This window comes from Pseudoduganella umbonata, from assembly GCF_014192225.1.
GTDB classification, from domain to species: domain Bacteria; phylum Pseudomonadota; class Gammaproteobacteria; order Burkholderiales; family Burkholderiaceae_D; genus Rugamonas; species Rugamonas umbonata.
The window spans coordinates 1-15,251 of record NZ_JACHXS010000007.1; the positions used below are offsets into that span (position 1 = coordinate 1).

A 15,251-nucleotide genomic window follows, 5' to 3' on the forward strand; every position below is an offset into this window, starting at 1 on the left:
GTGTCGATCACCGTCAAGCTGATCTCCCCGATCGCGATGGAAGAAGGCCTGCGTTTCGCAATCCGTGAAGGCGGCCGTACCGTCGGCGCGGGTGTTGTAGCCAAGATCCTGGGCTAAGCTTTAGCGTTGATGCGGCGGGACAGGGCGTGATATCATGCCGGTCCCGCTGCTTTTATGTTGAGCAGTCGCTGTAGTGTTGTAAAGAGTTGCATATTTCCATATTGCCGGAGAAGTGTTCGTACACTGCGCCGGTTCGTTCTTTTTAAGGAATCAGCATGTCCACCCCGAATCAAAAGATCCGCATCCGCCTGAAGGCTTTCGACTACAAACTGATCGACCAGTCCGCACTGGAAATCGTTGACACCGCCAAGCGCACCGGCGCCGTGGTCAAAGGTCCGGTTCCCCTGCCGACCCGCATCCAGCGTTTCGACGTGCTGCGTTCCCCGCACGTGAACAAGACCTCGCGCGACCAGTTCGAAATCCGCACCCACCAGCGCCTGATGGACATCGTGGATCCGACCGACAAGACTGTTGACGCACTGATGAAGCTGGACCTGCCGGCTGGCGTCGACGTCGAAATCAAGCTGCAGTAATCGATTCATCCGGATTCGTTGCATCGGGCGGCATCACTGACGTGACGGCCGCCGGATGAAAGAACGGGCACTTCGCATTGGCGGAGTGCCCGTTTTTCTTTGGCCAACACTTCTGGCCGCAGCTCCTGATCGAAACGGGCTATGCCAGTTTCACGACTGCGCTACGCACGACGGTCATGCTTGCCCGGCTTGCGGCGCCGGGCCGCGGCTCCAACGACGAGCAGGCCCACGCCGAGCAATGCATACGTGGCTGGCTCGGGAACCGGTGCCAGCACCGCACCGTCGACGGAATAATAGAAGTAATCGCGGATCTGCAGGCGTATCGTGGCATCCTCGGCTGTCGAGTTCGCATACGTGAGCTGGAACGGCTGCACCGCGTCGACACCGGCCGAATAGTCGATGGGCCGCACCAGTTCACTGAACGGATCCTCGTACGTGCCAGAAGGCCCCGGCCGTAGGGTGAGCGAGACCCCGCCTTCAAACTCGTTGGCGGCGTTCCAGCCCGACAGCTGTGTGAACGTGTTGCCATCGACCACCAGCTGCGAGTTCGCCTTCACCGTCAGTGTGATTTCCTGCAGTCCGCGCACCGAGGCGAACGTGTATGTCAATGCCGGCTCGGAATACGTGACGGTGCTATCGCCAAGTACGGTGGATACGCCGATCCCGGCGTGCGCACCGTAGATCGTCGTTTCGGCAGTGAAATTGCGCAGGCCGAGCACTTCCGTTTCGTGGCTGCGATAACCCTGCGGCCGGATCAGCGAGGCATCCAGCTCGGACCACGTGTCGGTCACGGCGAAGCCGGCGGTGGCGCCATCGTCCGGGGTAAGGTCGACGACGTGGAAGTTGATGCCCGAGGTGCCGAAGGCAAGGTTGTCGGCGTGCGTGGCGCCGGCGGCGGCGCAAAGGATGGCCGCCAGGGCCATGGCTTGATGACGTTTCATTGGATCTCCACGGATAGGGGACAGGGGGCTGCGTTAGCTGCGCGACTGGCGCCGGCGTGCGGTCCAGCCGACGACGGCCAGGCCGACACCGAGCATCGCGTACGTGGAGGGCTCGGGCACGGGCGGGAAGATCGAACTGTGGGCCGTCAGCGATGACGACACATAGACGATGAGCGGCGCGCTGCCGCGGTGGGTATAGGTAATGGACAAGTCGGTATCGACGCTGTCGGGCGCATCGAAGCCGTAAACGAATTCGCTGGTGCCCTGGTCGGCGGCGCCGACGCGGAAGATACTGGTCAGGCCGCTCGCCGTGCCGGGCAGTTCAGTACCGGTCTGCGTCCAATCCATCGCCAGGTGCCCCGTGAGCGTGATAGCCGTGTTCGGTTGCAGCGTGACGGGAATCCGGAAGGCCGTGTCGACCCAGCCGATACCATAGCCGCTCGAGGTCAACGAGACGCTCTGGTCCAGATTTGCGCCGATCGACCACGCGCCTGCGTAGGCGCCAACCTGGCCGCTGTCGCTGCCGGCAGTGCCTGGCCGCGCCTCCACCTCGCGGTCGATCTCCGTGCGTGGATCGAAACCCAGCAGCCACAGCGACCCGTCCGTAGAGCCCCGTCCGGGGTCCACTCCGCCAGGCGTATAGGCGTCATTCGGATCGAGGTCCGTCAGCGTGTAGCTGAAGTCGGTCAATTGTGCCGTGAGCGTGTTGTCGGCAAAGGCCGGTGCCGCGCACAGGCTCGCGGCAAGGATGACATGACGGAAAAGCAAAGGAACAGATTGCATACGCGACTCCCCAAACTGGAATGGAAGGCCGGCAGCGGCCGGCGGGCATGCGTTGCTCTTGCGCTTCTCGTCTGGAGGAGGACTGATGAAAACGATGCTGGCACCCTCGGTTTCGCGCATGTTTACGGCGGCTGACGTACCGCCAGCGTTATAGCTGCCCATGACGCCCAGCGCCATCTGTACGAAGAACGTAGCGGCGCCCATGTTGCCAATGCGATGGTCGGTATTGATGAACTGCTCGGTCTTGCCGGTATCGATTTCCGGACCACCCTGCTCGGCGTACCGGTGCAACAAGGTCTCGAACGCTATTTGTTGCTCAGGGTGTTTGCCGAATGCGCCGATGATGCGGGCTGGGCCTTTGGTGCGCTCTGCTTCGGGTAGCGTTTGCAGCGCCTGTTGCCAGCCTTCTTCGAGCAATTTTTGCCGCTGCTCGCGGCGTGTAACTGGCTTGCCGTGTTCGTCTTCGAAACGGACAAACACTGGGCGGTGGATGAAGCCGAGTGTGGGCAAGTTGTCGAACGCGGCGAGCTGGTTGCTGTTCCAGGAAACAGGGAACCAAGGCGTCGGTTTCCAGTTCTTCGGCGGCTGAGCGCCCCAGCGATTGAAGTAGCCCAGGAAAGGAGCGACATCGCTGGCATCGGTGCGCTTGCGTTTGGCAAAGGCGTCGGCGGTGGCGAGCCATTCGGCGACGGTAGGTTGGCGACCAACGGGTACAATCTTGCCGGGATTTGCCAACCGCTCAAGCGTCGGCACACTGTCTTGCAGAGCGAAATAGGTACGGCGCAGGGTCTCCTGCAGGTAATTGTTGTCAGGATCTTCCCAAGCAAAGGTACGCAAAGGTTCGACGCGCTCGCGCCTGGCCAGGACGATCACGGAAGTAGAGTCGGGAATTTCGGGAATATAGTAACCATCTGGCATCAAACTCGGTGTGCCACGAGGGCGAGTACTGTTGCGAGAGTCCAAGCTATCTTCCGCTAAGAGCACGATGAATGGCACATCAGGATGGCGATCGAAAAATTTAAAGACTTCTTCAAGCAACCGATCGGGCCTTTCAGCCAGTTTCCAAGGAGCGGTTACGAACAAGTGCCATGCTAAACCCGTGCCGACTGCGCTTGCCGCTAATCCAGCGATTGGTCTCGCCGGGCCAGGCTGCTGGTCAGGGTCGAGGATTGGCCCCCCCGCATAAAAGGAGGGGACTCCCCAAAACATTGGTATTGGGCCGATTGCATTTTCCAGTGCATCACAAGCGCGGCCACCACTAACACCCCCTTTGTCATTACCAGACCATTCGTATTTTTTAGGGTCCTGTTCACGAATAGTTTTGTAGGCGGTGCCGGACTGCAGCACATCCCATAATTTCTGCTGGCGATATTTTTCGACGGTCGTGCCTACGCTGACCACTTCAAGTACGTATTCGCGCTGAGTTTGCTCAGATTTGCTAGCGGACTGTTCGCGCTTGAGTAGTTCCGCTTTTTCCTTCCAAGCCTTCTCACGAGCGTCGGCATCTCGAATAGCAGTCACCCAACTACTTCCAAATACGAACCCAATGATCACGATCGGCAGCCCAATCCACTGCAGTTTGTCCATCGTCGTCTCCGATTCAATACCAAGTACACCGACTCCGAAAATTATCCATAGTGGAATTGAAAGAAGCATTACCCCAAGAGACCCAGCGGCATACGTCCTTTTCTGCGGACGGCGTACAGTGTCGGTATTAGCATTCATGCCGCATCCTTTGGCTGCGTCACCCGCTTTCCATGCATGGTTTCTGATATGACGATCCGCCATAACTTTCCTGTCAATACCGGTAAGCACAAAGGTAAAACGCCACTACTGTAATAATCAGCGTTACCTTCGATCAGCTCCTTACGCCACGCCAGCTCATCTTCCCAATAAATTCGGAATTTTTCGAGAAACTCATTCCATAGAACGATCTTCGGCCGATTCTTATCGAGAGAATCTATCTTCTTCAACCTCCAATCCGCCACCGCACACAAATACGCATAAAAATTCGGATCACTGCTCGCTTTTCCTCCGCCAATGGCCACGTCATACGCAGTCACCCGCCGATGATTTTCCCGGCTGCCGATGATCGACCCATGAAAGGATTTCCCGCTGACGTCCTGTTGCCAGCGTAGCCGGGCTGCATTGGGGCTTTCCTGGATATAGGCAACCACCTTGCCCTCGGGCGTACGAAAAGCGCGAGGAATGGTGAATAGATCGTCTGGCGTTTTGGCGAGCGGAACCTTTTCCGCGTTGTATTGCCTGGCCAGCAGGTCCAGTTCAGCCTTGGTCAAGTTCTCGCGGAATGCCGGAAAGCGCTGCGGTCCAGCAGGCTCGGGGCGGATCTCTGTCCAGACACGCAGGTCGTTGCTGGCTGTAGCGATGGCGGCATCGATCGGGTCCACTTCTTCGCAGGGACCCCGGTCCTCAACGGGCAAGCGCGACCTTGGAGAATTCGATGGCAGCTTATCCGCATCGATTTGATTGCCGCGCAGGTCGGCGCGGCACGGCTTGGCCAGCGCCTCGCCATTGATGCGCCGAATACCATAACGCTGTTCAATGGGACTGGCACGCGGGTCGACCGGCCAGGTTGCCACTGGCAAGCGCTTGCGCCAACTGCGTCCGTCGGCTTCGACGTGCGCCTTGTCGTCTTCTACTTTCGTGCGCCCATCTCTGTCCTTGCTTTCCACACGCAGCGGGAAGTCGTGCGGCGGTTGCCCTACCAAAGTCCATTCGAACTTGCCGGTATGCGGATCAAAACGGGTCTTGTCGGTAAACACGCGTTGTAGAAACGAAGCGCCCAGTTCCTCCAGCGGCCTGCGCGTGACGCTATGGGGCGCCCAGCGGACCGGCCCCATGAGCCTTGTCTTTCCGGTCTGGTAGTCGTACACCTTTTCCTGCTCAGGCTTGTATTCCGTGCCGTCGATAAAATCCGGCACGCCTTGCCAGCCGATGCCTTGCACATTGTCGAGTGCTACCGTCATGTCTTCCGGGCAGAAGTACAGGTAGACCTTGCCGCGGTTGTCGCGGTCGGCAGTGGCTTTCCAGCGCTGGTCGACCATGCCGCAATGCTGGGCGTCGTCATTGAGCGAAGCGAATGCCGGAGTGCTGGCCTTCGCACTGGCTACCCCGCGCACGATATTGACCAGTGTCTGCAGGCGAGCATGCATGGTTTGCCGCGCTCCAATCAGGTGGTAGCAAGGTTCCATCATGTGATCGATGCCACTGCGGATTTTCTCGAATTGCTTCAATCCCCAGTTTGCGTTTTCATCCAGGCCGTAGGGCGGGTGGGTGAGCACGAGGGTGTCGGCAGGACGCAACCCCTGTTCCATGAGGAAGGCTTGCGCGAGCAGACTCAGCAGACAACCTTGACTATGGGCGACAAGTGTCACGGTTTCGTTGGCATCGTAATCGCGGATCATTGAGATCAGGGCGGCCAGGCGGCGCGCCGCCAGGATCATGTACATGCGCCCTGGAGCACTGAGAAGGGGACGGATGGGATCTCCGACCGGATCAAAGGGTGCGCAGGTGCCCTTGTTCCACATGTCCGGAATGGTATTGGTGGCGTTGCCGAATGGCCCGCCTCCCTTGGACAGGTCCTTGTCCAGGCGGTTCCCGTAGCGATCCACTTTCTGGCCATTGACGAGCTTGGTTTCTCCGGTCAGCTCCCGGTATCCCCAATAAAAAGGAATGATCGGACTATTGGTATCGCCATCCGCCGTTCGTTTGTAGAACACCGCGTCGGGATCTTCGACCACGCTCTTTTTATCGGCGTCCGCAGGGTTTTTGTATCTGGCTGGCTTGAATCGCCGCAGCAACCGGTCTTCCAGCCCGGCGCACAGCCCTTCTTCCACGGCAGCGTAACTGGTGCCTACATCGTTGACGCCATGCACAACGATGATGTTGCCGGGAAGCCGGCGACGAACTGCCGTGCCTTTCGTTTGCGTTCGACCCGGCTCCAGCACGGCATCACGGCAGCCGATCTCGTAGGGAATCTTTTGGTAGCCCATGCTTGCTCCTATGCGTTGCCCGTGCTGCTCATCACGACGATCGACGCCATTTGCATTGTGTCCCGTGCCACGACTTCCGACTTGCCGGCAGCATCGCTGCGGCCTTCCATGCTGCTGCCATCCTCGACGGCAATCTTCACGTTCGCGCCGGGGACTGGGGTGCGCACGAGCGGCTCGTCACCCGGGACGCCGTCTTCAAAATGCACGAGGAATTGCTGGTCTGCGCCTGCGCTGTTGAAAGCAGGCAGCTCGGCCGCCATCGTGCCCGGGGCATCGAAGGTGAATTCGGGCGCAAGAAACTTCAGCGGGTTCTTGCTGCCCAAAGTGATGCTGCCGTCGCCGATCTTGATGAACGAGCCATCGTCCGCCACCAGTTCGATCACCTTCGCCATCGCGCGAAGCTTGCCTTCCGAGGAGGTCAGCGTGAGATTGCGCGCCGCGTTCACGATGGTGTCGTCGTGCTGGCTTTGCAGCAGCAGTTTTCCCTGATGGGCGATGGCGCTCAGACCGTCATGGTGCGAGAACAGCGAAATACCCTTGCCGGCATTGAGCGTGAAGCGTTGCCCCGCGGTCAGTTGCAAATGCTGTTGTGCCACGGTGTCGATGCTCGTTCCGGCATACGTCACCACGGCCTTCGAGGTGGCGAATCCCATGCCAGCCGGGGCGGTAATGGCGATGACAGGCTCGGCGGGCGGGTGTGCCTTGGGATCAGTGTTGCTGCCGGCCTCCCATGCATTGAAGCGCGCACGCAGCGCATCCTGCTCCTGGCTGCTTGCGGAAAGCGCTTGGCGAATTCGGGGCCAAGGCGCCCATTGATCGACAGTTCGCGTTCGAAATAGCTGAGTAGCTGTTGAATACCCTGAGTCATGACACCTCCGCCGTAGAGAGGTGATTATCCGGAAGTGCCAGTCAGGCTTCGTTGCGCCAGCGCAAGTATTTCGTTTGAGAAATTGGGGCGTGCCTGTCGCGCATCGGCAGCTATTTGTGTCCGCGCAAAGTAATGCAGTGAGGAAACATTCATGCTGGCTCTTTCTCGCAAAAGGAGCATCATGAATATCCCGTTAAAAGTGCTGTGGTGCGAAGGCGTCACGATAGGTCCGCATCAACTGCAGCAAATGGACCGTTACCACGAAACCCGGCTGCAGCAGATTGCCATGGCGATCAATCCTTGTTTGTGGGGTGTTCGCAAGGCAAGCTGGAACGTCGACGCGCTAACCAACAATATATTGCTGGCCACCGAGCTGTCGCTGGTATTCCAGGACGGCGAGATCTACGATGCGCCGCTCTCCGAGCAAGGGCCAGCGGCAGTGGACCTGTCCACACTTCCAGACGACTGCCAGACATTCACCTACTACGCGGCACTGCCGTTCGTGAACGGCCACGGCCAGAATATGGAAGCCGATAGTCGCTACGCGCGGACCGAAAATGGAACGGCCGACCTGTTCTCGCGCATGCAGCCGGCTGCCGTTGCCTATCTGGCAAAGAACGTGCGATTGCTGCCCCATACCGCGGCGCGCGGCGCCTATTTTTCGATCCCCGTCGTGCGCATCCGCCGTGCCACCGCCGGCGGCTTCGAACTCGACCCCACCTTCATGCCGCCCGCCGTCACGCTGGCTTCCACTGCGGGGCTGGCAACTTTGCTCGACGCGTTGCTGGCCAAGCTGAATACGAAGATCGCCGCGTTGTATGAACGCCACCGCATGAATGGCCGGCAGGCATTCGAAGTGTACGGTGGCGATTTCTCGACATTCTGGATGTTGAACGTGATCTGCACGGCGTCTGCGCCGTTGACGCACTGCGCCAACTTCCGCCATCACCACCCGGAATATGTATTCGACCGGATGACTGCGCTGGCTGGCGGGCTGATGACGTTCTCGCCCAGATACACGCTGGCCGACCTGCCCAGATATCAGCACGACGCGCCCGGCCCCGGTTTCGAGAAAATCGATGCCATCATCCGCGACCTGATCGATACAGTGATCTCGTCACGCTATTTCGCGATTCCGCTGGCATCGCCCCCGGCACGTACCTCACTCCACCAAGGCGTGCTCGATACGGCCCGCGTCGACCACCGCACCCAGCTGTGCCTGGCTGTGAGTGCGGATATGCCGGCGCTGGAACTGGTCGCCGCCGTGCCAAAACGGTTCAAGATCGGCTCGCCGGACGATGTCGAGCGCATGATCAGCTCTGCGCTGCCGGGAGTTGAGGTGGTGCACATGGCACAACTACCTAACGAAATACCGGTGCGGCCGAACACGTATTATTTCTCGCTGACCCCTCACGGCAAGCTATACGAGGAGATGCTGAAATCCCAGGCCATTTCGCTGTATACGCCTGCCGGCATGAAGGAACTTCGGATCGAGCTGTTTGGTATCGCACCGTGACAGTGAAGGCGAGCGGACGGCTGTGCATTAATGCTGGCCCTTCGCCTGCGTATCGGCTCGTGAATCGACAGGCGATCATCGTCGATTCCCATGCCCTGAAAACATCACCTCTAGCAGTGCGTACTGACTGTGCAAATTTTGCGCAACAGGCAACGACATACCTCGTACTTACTTGTTGCGTCAAGAGGCAAATCAAAGTACACTAGCCGGCTTCGGTATGGATACGTCTTTTTTTGTCCTACCATTTTTGTAGTTCAACATAGCCCCGCCCAATCGTAGGTGGGAATGGAGAAAAAATGAGCCTTGGCCTCCTCGGTCGCAAGGTTGGCATGATGCGCATCTTCACGGACGACGGGGATTCGATCCCTGTGACCGTGCTGGACGTGTCGAACAACCGTATCGCCCAAATCAAAACTCCTGAAACGGATGGTTACTCCGCTGTTCAGGTCGTATTCGGTCAACGTCGCGCTTCCCGCGTGACCAAAGCCGCTGCGGGTCACTACGCCAAAGCTGGTGTCGAAGCCGGTACTCTGCTGAAAGAGTTCCGTGTCGACGCAGCCAAAGCTGCCGAACTGAAAGCTGGCGAAGTCGTCGCCGTTTCGCTGTTCGAAGTCGGTCAGAAGATCGACGTGCAGGGCACCTCGATCGGTAAAGGCTACGCCGGTACCATCAAGCGTCACAACTTCGCATCGGGTCGTCAGACTCACGGTAACTCGCGTTCGCACAACGTACCAGGCTCCATCGGTATGGCGCAGGACCCGGGCCGCGTGTTCCCTGGCAAGCGCATGACCGGTCACATGGGCGACGTCACCGTCACGACCCAGAACCTGGAAATCGCTCGTATCGACGCTGAACGCCAGCTGCTGCTGGTCAAAGGCGCGGTACCAGGCGCGAAAAACGGTCAGGTGGTCGTTTCGCCAGCCGTTAAAGTCAAAGCTAAGAAGGGAGCTTAATTCATGGAACTCAAGCTCTTGAACGCTGAAGGTCAAGCCGCGTCCAACGTTGCTGCTGCAGACACCGTCTTCGGCCGCGATTACAACGAAGCCCTGATCCACCAGATCGTGGTTGCTTATGCAGCGAACGCCCGTAGCGGCAACCGCGCGCAGAAGGACCGTGAACAGGTTCACCACACGACCAAGAAGCCTTGGCGCCAGAAAGGCACCGGCCGCGCCCGTGCTGGTATGTCGTCGTCGCCACTGTGGCGTGGCGGTGGTCGCATCTTCCCGAACTCGCCTGACGAGAACTTCACCCACAAAGTGAACAAGAAGATGTACCGCGCAGGTCTGTGCTCGATCCTCTCCCAGCTGGCTCGCGAAGAGCGCCTGGTCGTGATCGAAGAACTGTCGATCGAAGCCCCGAAAACCAAGCTGCTGTCGCAAAAGCTGACCGGCCTGGGTCTGGATTCGGTCCTGATCATCACCGACAACATCGAAGAAAACCTGCTGCTGGCTTCCCGCAACCTGCCGAACGTGCTGGTCGTGGAACCGCGTCATGCAGATCCAATGTCGCTGGTCTTCTACAAGAAGATCCTGGTTACCAAAGCGGCACTGGCCAAGATTGAGGAGTTGCTGGCATGAGCGCCGTCAAATTTAGCGAAGAGCGCCTGTTGAAGGTGCTGGTGGCGCCGGTCATTTCCGAGAAGGCCACCATGGTCGCGGAAAAGAACGAGCAGATCGTTTTCCGTGTTGCTCCGGATGCGACCAAGCCAGAAATCAAGGCCGCCGTTGAACTGCTGTTCAAGGTTGAAGTGGAATCGGTGCAGACCGTAAACCGCGAAGGTAAAGTCAAGCGTTCGGGTCGTTTCATCGGCCGTCGCAATGCTACCAAGCGTGCTTTCGTGTGCCTGAAGCCTGGCCAGGAAATCAATTTCTCCGAGGAGGCTAAATAATGGCACTCGTTAAGATGAAGCCAACCTCCCCAGGCCGTCGCGGCATGGTGAAGGTTGTCAACGCCGACCTGTACAAAGGTCGTCCGCTGGCAGCCCTGGTTGAGAAAAAATCGAAGACCGCCGGCCGTAACAACAACGGCCACATCACCACCCGTCATATCGGTGGTGGTCACAAGCAGCACTACCGTATCGTCGACTTCAAGCGCAACAAGGATGGCATTCCGGCGAAAGTGGAACGTATCGAATACGATCCGAACCGCACGGCGCACATCGCCCTGCTGTGCTACGCCGACGGCGAGCGCAAGTATGTGATCGCGTCCAAAGGCCTGTCCGTCGGCGATACGCTGATGAACGGCTCGGAAGCGCCGATCAAGGCCGGCAACACCCTGCCGATCCGCAATATCCCGGTTGGTACCGTGATCCACTGCGTCGAAATGCTGCCAGGTAAAGGTGCCCAGATGGCACGTACCGCCGGTGCCGCAGTCGTGCTGATGGCCCGCGAAGGTACTTACGCCCAGGTGCGTCTGCGCTCCGGCGAAGTGCGCCGCGTGCATATCGAGTGCCGCGCAACCGTGGGCGAAGTCGGCAATGCCGAACACAGCCTGCGCAAGATCGGTAAAGCCGGTGCGATGCGTTGGCGCGGTGTCCGCCCGACCGTCCGTGGTGTCGTGATGAACCCGATCGACCACCCGCACGGTGGTGGTGAAGGCCGTACCGCCGCTGGCCGTCACCCAGTGTCGCCATGGGGCCAGCAGACCAAGGGCAAGAAGACGCGTTCGAACAAGCGCACTTCTTCGATGATCGTCTCGCGCCGCGGCAAGAAATAAGGATAAATCATGACCCGTTCATTGAAAAAAGGGCCGTTCTGCGACGCCCACCTGGTGAAGAAAGTCGAAGCCGCGCAAGCGACGAAAGACAAGAAGCCAATCAAAACCTGGTCCCGCCGTTCGACGATCATGCCTGACTTTATCGGCCTGACGATTGCCGTGCACAACGGCAAGGTGCACGTGCCTGTGTACGTGTCCGAGAACATGGTTGGTCACAAGCTCGGCGAGTTCGCGCTGACCCGTACGTTCAAGGGCCACGCTGCTGACAAAAAGGCGAAGAAATAATGGAAACCAAAGCAATCCTCAAAGGCGTACGCCTGTCGGATCAAAAGGGTCGCCTGGTGGCTGACCTGATCCGCGGCAAGAAGGTTGACGCTGCGCTGAACATCCTGCAGTTCAGCCCGAAAAAAGGCGCGGCCATCCTGAAGAAAGTGCTGGAGTCCGCTATTGCGAACGCCGAGCACAACGATGGTGCCGATATCGACGAGCTGTACGTGAAAACGATCTACGTCGAAAAGGGCCCGATCCTGAAGCGCTTCACCGCGCGTGCAAAGGGCCGTGGCGACCGTATCTCGAAGCAGTCCTGCCACGTCTACCTGACGGTCGGAAACTAAGGAGCCAAGATGGGACAGAAAATTCATCCAACCGGCTTCCGTCTGGCCGTTACCCGTAACTGGGCTTCCCGCTGGTACGCGACCAACGGCAACTTCGCTTCGATGCTGAACGAAGACCTGAAGGCACGCGCCTACCTGAAGAAGAAGCTGAAGAACGCCTCCGTCGGCCGCATCGTCATCGAGCGTCCTGCGAAGAACGCCCGCTTCACCGTGTACAGCTCCCGTCCGGGCGTCGTGATCGGTAAAAAAGGCGAAGACATCGAAGTGCTGAAGTCGGAACTGACCAAGATCATGGGCGTGCCGGTGCACGTCAATATCGAGGAAATCCGCAAGCCGGAAATCGATTCGCAGCTGATCGCCGATTCGATCGCCCAGCAGCTGGAAAAGCGGATCATGTTCCGCCGCGCCATGAAGCGCGCAATGCAGAATGCAATGCGCCTGGGTGCTGTCGGCATCAAGATCATGTCGTCCGGCCGTCTGAACGGCATCGAGATCGCCCGTACCGAATGGTATCGCGAAGGCCGCGTGCCTCTGCATACCCTGAAGGCGGACATCGACTACGGCACGTCCGAAGCATCGACCACCTACGGCATCATCGGCGTCAAGGTTTGGGTGTACAAGGGTGACCGCTCCGCTACCGGCGAAGCACCAGTCATCGACACCCCGGCTGACGAGAAGAAGCCACGCGGCCCGCGCCGCGATGATGGCAAGCCGGGCGGCCGCCCACGTCCAGGTCCGGGCGCCAAACCAGGCGCCCCAGCCGCTCGCCGCGCTGCGAAGCCGGCTGCAGCTGAATAAGCAGGAGAATAAGCATGCTGCAACCATCTCGCAGGAAGTATCGTAAAGAGCAGAAAGGCCGTAATACCGGCATTTCGCATACGCGCGGCACCGCCGTGTCGTTCGGCGAATTCGGTCTGAAAGCCGTCGCGCGTGGCCGTATCACGGCACGCCAGATCGAAGCTGCCCGTCGTGCCATGACCCGTCACATCAAGCGTGGCGGCCGTATCTGGATCCGTATCTTCCCGGACAAGCCGATTTCGAACAAGCCGGCTGAAGTCCGTATGGGTAACGGTAAGGGTAACCCGGAGTACTACGTGGCTGAAATCCAGCCAGGTAAAGTGCTGTACGAAATGGACGGCGTCGGCGAAGAGCTGGCACGCGAAGCGTTCCGCCTGGCTGCTGCCAAACTGCCGCTGGCAACCACCTTCGTGGTGCGCCAGGTTGGCCAATAATTGGAGTGAAATATGAAAGCATCTGAACTCCGTGGCAAAGACCAGGCTGCTCTGCAGAAAGAACTGAACGACCTGCTGAAGGCACAGTTCGGCCTGCGTATGCAAAGCGCCACGCAACAGCTGAGCAACAACTCGCAGCTGAAGAAGGTCCGCCGCGACATCGCACGCGTCAAAACGGTTATGAACACGAAGGAAGCCAAATGAACGAACCAGTGAAACAGTCGCTCAAGCGCACGCTGATCGGTAAAGTGGTGTCCGACAAGATGGACAAGACCGTTACCGTGCTGATCGAGCGTCACGTCAAGCACCCTCTGTACGGCAAGATCATCGTGCGTTCGGCGAAATACCACGCACATGACGAAACCAACCAGGTCAAAGCCGGTGATACGGTGGAAATCTCGGAAGGTCGTCCGATCTCCAAAACGAAGGCGTGGACGGTGACCCGTGTAGTGCAAGCTGCACAAATCGTCTAAAAAGAAACACGGGCGGGGACGTTGCGTTCCCGTCCGTTTTCCAATTAGTTCTTGCAGGCCCGCAGGTTGTATGTAATACTTGCGGGCTTCGTTCATGTATCGCCGCTAAGTGTCTTTCCACAGACGCGGTTTCGCGGTCAGTACTGTATGAAGGTCAAGCACCCAAACAGCAATGCAGCAGCATGGCTGGCGGGACCAAGACTGACCGAGAGGTCCGCATTGTGTGGATTCTTCGGCTTAAGTTGGGAAAGAGAATACTATGATTCAAACTGAAAGCCGGCTCGAGGTAGCCGACAACACCGGTGCGAAAGAAGTTATGTGCATCAAGGTGTTGGGCGGTTCCAAGCGCCGTTACGCTGGCATCGGCGACGTGATCAAGGTCACGGTTAAGCAGGCGCAGCCTCGTGGCCGCGTCAAAAAAGGTGAAATTTATAACGCCGTGGTTGTGCGCACCGCTAAGGGTGTGCGTCGCCAGGACGGTTCCCTGGTCAAGTTCGACGGCAACGCTGCCGTTCTGCTGAACTCCAAACTGGAACCGATCGGTACCCGTATCTTTGGCCCGGTGACGCGCGAACTGCGCACCGAGAAGTTCATGAAGATCGTGTCCCTGGCACCGGAAGTCCTGTAAGGAGTCACAATGGATAAGATTCGCAAAAACGACGAAGTCGTCGTCCTGACCGGCAAGGACAAGGGCAAGCGCGGCGTAGTGACCCAGCGTGTAGACGCTGAGCACGTCGTGGTAGAAGGCGTGAACGTGGCCAAGAAGGCCGTCAAGCCGAACCCGATGACGGGCGTAACTGGTGGCATCGTCGACAAGACCATGCCGATTCACGTGTCCAACGTTGCTCTGTTCAACGCTGCGACCGGCAAGGCCGATCGCGTGGGCTTCAAGGAAGTGGATGGTAAAAAAGTCCGCGTCTTCAAGTCCTCCGGCGAAGTAGTGAAGGGGTAATTGAAAATGGCCCGTCTGCAACAAGTATACAAAGAGAAGGTCGTTTCCGAGCTGACCGAGAAATTCGGCTACAAATCGGTAATGGAAGTGCCGCGCCTGACGAAAATCACCCTGAACATGGGTGTGGGCGAAGCAATCGCTGACAAGAAGGTCCTGGAACACGCCGTTGGCGACCTGACCAAGATCGCCGGCCAGAAGCCGGTGACCACCAAGTCGCGTAAAGCTATCGCCGGTTTCAAGATCCGCGAAGGCTACCCGATCGGTACCATGGTGACCCTGCGTGGCGCCCGTATGTATGAATTCCTGGATCGCTTCATCACCGTGGCACTGCCGCGCGTGCGCGACTTCCGTGGTGTGTCCGGCCGCTCGTTCGATGGCCGTGGCAACTACAACATCGGCGTCAAAGAGCAGATCATCTTCCCGGAAATCGAGTACGACAAGATCGACGCGCTGCGTGGCATGAACATCTCGATCACCACGACCGCCAAGACCGACGACGAAGCGAAAGCTCTGCTCGCCGCATTCAAATTCCCGTTCAGGAACTAACCGAT

General features: G+C 58.7%; 20 protein-coding genes. 16 read left to right on the plus strand and 4 right to left on the minus strand.

The window, feature by feature from the left end:
* On the plus strand, positions 1-117 hold a 117-nt coding region (locus FHS02_RS17870; RefSeq protein WP_503826885.1), incomplete at its 5' end, for an EF-Tu C-terminal domain-related protein.
* Between the two features lie 158 nt (positions 118-275).
* Complete coding sequence (rpsJ, locus tag FHS02_RS17875) at positions 276-593, plus strand: 30S ribosomal protein S10 (RefSeq protein WP_130186563.1); 318 nt, start codon at positions 276-278, stop codon at positions 591-593.
* A gap of 161 nt (positions 594-754) precedes the next feature.
* On the opposite strand, the gene FHS02_RS17880 is transcribed toward rpsJ, so the two are convergent.
* The 4 genes from FHS02_RS17880 to FHS02_RS17895 all read right to left on the minus strand — a co-directional run bounded on the left by FHS02_RS17880 (position 755) and on the right by FHS02_RS17895 (position 7,385).
* Positions 755-1,534: a PEP-CTERM sorting domain-containing protein gene (locus tag FHS02_RS17880; protein ID WP_137315736.1), complete on the minus strand. Its 780-nt coding sequence runs from the start codon at positions 1,532-1,534 to the stop codon at positions 755-757.
* Between the two features lie 33 nt (positions 1,535-1,567).
* The gene (locus tag FHS02_RS17885) at positions 1,568-3,904 is read right to left on the minus strand and encodes a type VI lipase adapter Tla3 domain-containing protein (protein ID WP_175424891.1); all 2,337 of its coding nucleotides are present in this window, start codon (positions 3,902-3,904) and stop codon (positions 1,568-1,570) included.
* Positions 3,905-4,038: 134 nt separating this feature from the next.
* On the minus strand, positions 4,039-6,330 hold the full coding sequence (locus tag FHS02_RS17890) for a T6SS effector phospholipase Tle3 domain-containing protein (RefSeq protein WP_137315738.1): 2,292 nt from the start codon (positions 6,328-6,330) through the stop codon (positions 4,039-4,041).
* An 8-nt stretch (positions 6,331-6,338) separates the two neighbouring features.
* Complete coding sequence (locus tag FHS02_RS17895; protein WP_371870573.1) at positions 6,339-7,385, minus strand: DUF2345 domain-containing protein; 1,047 nt, start codon at positions 7,383-7,385, stop codon at positions 6,339-6,341.
* On the opposite strand from FHS02_RS17895, the gene tssK reads away from it, so the two are divergent.
* The 14 genes from tssK (at position 7,380) to rplE (ending at position 15,246) form a co-directional block, all read left to right on the plus strand.
* On the plus strand, positions 7,380-8,714 hold the full coding sequence (tssK, locus tag FHS02_RS17900) for a type VI secretion system baseplate subunit TssK (RefSeq protein ID WP_137315740.1): 1,335 nt from the start codon (positions 7,380-7,382) through the stop codon (positions 8,712-8,714). The genes FHS02_RS17895 and tssK overlap by 6 nt on opposite strands.
* Before the next feature lie 296 nt (positions 8,715-9,010).
* Positions 9,011-9,667 (plus strand): 50S ribosomal protein L3, encoded by a 657-nt coding sequence (gene rplC, locus FHS02_RS17905; protein WP_131148101.1) that lies wholly within the window; start codon positions 9,011-9,013, stop codon positions 9,665-9,667.
* A gap of 3 nt (positions 9,668-9,670) precedes the next feature.
* A complete protein-coding gene (gene rplD / locus FHS02_RS17910) occupies positions 9,671-10,291 on the plus strand; it encodes a 50S ribosomal protein L4 (RefSeq protein ID WP_131148100.1) in 621 nt (206 codons plus the stop codon).
* The gene (rplW, locus tag FHS02_RS17915; protein WP_131148099.1) at positions 10,288-10,602 is read left to right on the plus strand and encodes a 50S ribosomal protein L23; all 315 of its coding nucleotides are present in this window, start codon (positions 10,288-10,290) and stop codon (positions 10,600-10,602) included. Before rplD ends, rplW begins: the two co-directional genes overlap by 4 nt.
* On the plus strand, positions 10,602-11,429 hold the full coding sequence (gene rplB, locus FHS02_RS17920; protein ID WP_131148098.1) for a 50S ribosomal protein L2: 828 nt from the start codon (positions 10,602-10,604) through the stop codon (positions 11,427-11,429). Before rplW ends, rplB begins: the two co-directional genes overlap by 1 nt.
* Before the next feature lie 9 nt (positions 11,430-11,438).
* Positions 11,439-11,714, plus strand: a complete 276-nt coding sequence (rpsS, locus tag FHS02_RS17925; RefSeq protein WP_093556914.1) for a 30S ribosomal protein S19 — start codon at positions 11,439-11,441, stop codon at positions 11,712-11,714.
* Complete coding sequence (rplV, locus tag FHS02_RS17930; protein ID WP_175425006.1) at positions 11,711-12,043, plus strand: 50S ribosomal protein L22; 333 nt, start codon at positions 11,711-11,713, stop codon at positions 12,041-12,043. The genes rpsS and rplV overlap by 4 nt, the downstream gene beginning before the upstream one ends.
* 9 nt (positions 12,044-12,052) lie before the next feature.
* The gene (rpsC, locus tag FHS02_RS17935; RefSeq protein WP_137315741.1) at positions 12,053-12,841 is read left to right on the plus strand and encodes a 30S ribosomal protein S3; all 789 of its coding nucleotides are present in this window, start codon (positions 12,053-12,055) and stop codon (positions 12,839-12,841) included.
* 14 nt (positions 12,842-12,855) lie between these two features.
* Entirely contained in the window at positions 12,856-13,275 is a 420-nt protein-coding gene (gene rplP, locus FHS02_RS17940; RefSeq protein WP_056337588.1) for a 50S ribosomal protein L16, read from the plus strand.
* A 12-nt stretch (positions 13,276-13,287) separates the two neighbouring features.
* A complete protein-coding gene (gene rpmC / locus FHS02_RS17945; RefSeq protein ID WP_130186550.1) occupies positions 13,288-13,479 on the plus strand; it encodes a 50S ribosomal protein L29 in 192 nt (63 codons plus the stop codon).
* Positions 13,476-13,748, plus strand: coding sequence for a 30S ribosomal protein S17 (gene rpsQ / locus FHS02_RS17950; protein ID WP_131148096.1), 273 nt, complete (start codon positions 13,476-13,478; stop codon positions 13,746-13,748). The genes rpmC and rpsQ overlap by 4 nt, the downstream gene beginning before the upstream one ends.
* Positions 13,749-14,007: 259 nt before the next feature.
* Positions 14,008-14,376, plus strand: a complete 369-nt coding sequence (gene rplN, locus FHS02_RS17955; RefSeq protein ID WP_130186548.1) for a 50S ribosomal protein L14 — start codon at positions 14,008-14,010, stop codon at positions 14,374-14,376.
* Between the two features lie 9 nt (positions 14,377-14,385).
* Positions 14,386-14,700: a 50S ribosomal protein L24 gene (gene rplX, locus FHS02_RS17960; RefSeq protein WP_131148095.1), complete on the plus strand. Its 315-nt coding sequence runs from the start codon at positions 14,386-14,388 to the stop codon at positions 14,698-14,700.
* 6 nt (positions 14,701-14,706) lie between these two features.
* Complete coding sequence (gene rplE, locus FHS02_RS17965) at positions 14,707-15,246, plus strand: 50S ribosomal protein L5 (protein WP_130186546.1); 540 nt, start codon at positions 14,707-14,709, stop codon at positions 15,244-15,246.
* Positions 15,247-15,251: the final 5 nt, after the last annotated feature.

Coding starts and splice junctions, on each gene's coding strand:
- rplC (WP_131148101.1), top strand. CDS start 9,011: ATGAGCCTTGGCCTCCTCGGTCGCAAGGTTGGCATGATGCGCATCTTC.
- rpsQ (WP_131148096.1), top strand. CDS start 13,476: ATGAACGAACCAGTGAAACAGTCGCTCAAGCGCACGCTGATCGGTAAA.
- rplP (WP_056337588.1), top strand. CDS start 12,856: ATGCTGCAACCATCTCGCAGGAAGTATCGTAAAGAGCAGAAAGGCCGT.
- rpsC (WP_137315741.1), top strand. CDS start 12,053: ATGGGACAGAAAATTCATCCAACCGGCTTCCGTCTGGCCGTTACCCGT.
- FHS02_RS17880 (WP_137315736.1), bottom strand. CDS start 1,534: ATGAAACGTCATCAAGCCATGGCCCTGGCGGCCATCCTTTGCGCCGCC.
- rplB (WP_131148098.1), top strand. CDS start 10,602: ATGGCACTCGTTAAGATGAAGCCAACCTCCCCAGGCCGTCGCGGCATG.
- rplD (WP_131148100.1), top strand. CDS start 9,671: ATGGAACTCAAGCTCTTGAACGCTGAAGGTCAAGCCGCGTCCAACGTT.
- rplE (WP_130186546.1), top strand. CDS start 14,707: ATGGCCCGTCTGCAACAAGTATACAAAGAGAAGGTCGTTTCCGAGCTG.
- rpmC (WP_130186550.1), top strand. CDS start 13,288: ATGAAAGCATCTGAACTCCGTGGCAAAGACCAGGCTGCTCTGCAGAAA.
- rpsS (WP_093556914.1), top strand. CDS start 11,439: ATGACCCGTTCATTGAAAAAAGGGCCGTTCTGCGACGCCCACCTGGTG.
- rplW (WP_131148099.1), top strand. CDS start 10,288: ATGAGCGCCGTCAAATTTAGCGAAGAGCGCCTGTTGAAGGTGCTGGTG.
- FHS02_RS17890 (WP_137315738.1), bottom strand. CDS start 6,330: ATGGGCTACCAAAAGATTCCCTACGAGATCGGCTGCCGTGATGCCGTG.
- rplN (WP_130186548.1), top strand. CDS start 14,008: ATGATTCAAACTGAAAGCCGGCTCGAGGTAGCCGACAACACCGGTGCG.
- FHS02_RS17885 (WP_175424891.1), bottom strand. CDS start 3,904: ATGGACAAACTGCAGTGGATTGGGCTGCCGATCGTGATCATTGGGTTC.
- rpsJ (WP_130186563.1), top strand. CDS start 276: ATGTCCACCCCGAATCAAAAGATCCGCATCCGCCTGAAGGCTTTCGAC.
- rplX (WP_131148095.1), top strand. CDS start 14,386: ATGGATAAGATTCGCAAAAACGACGAAGTCGTCGTCCTGACCGGCAAG.
- tssK (WP_137315740.1), top strand. CDS start 7,380: ATGAATATCCCGTTAAAAGTGCTGTGGTGCGAAGGCGTCACGATAGGT.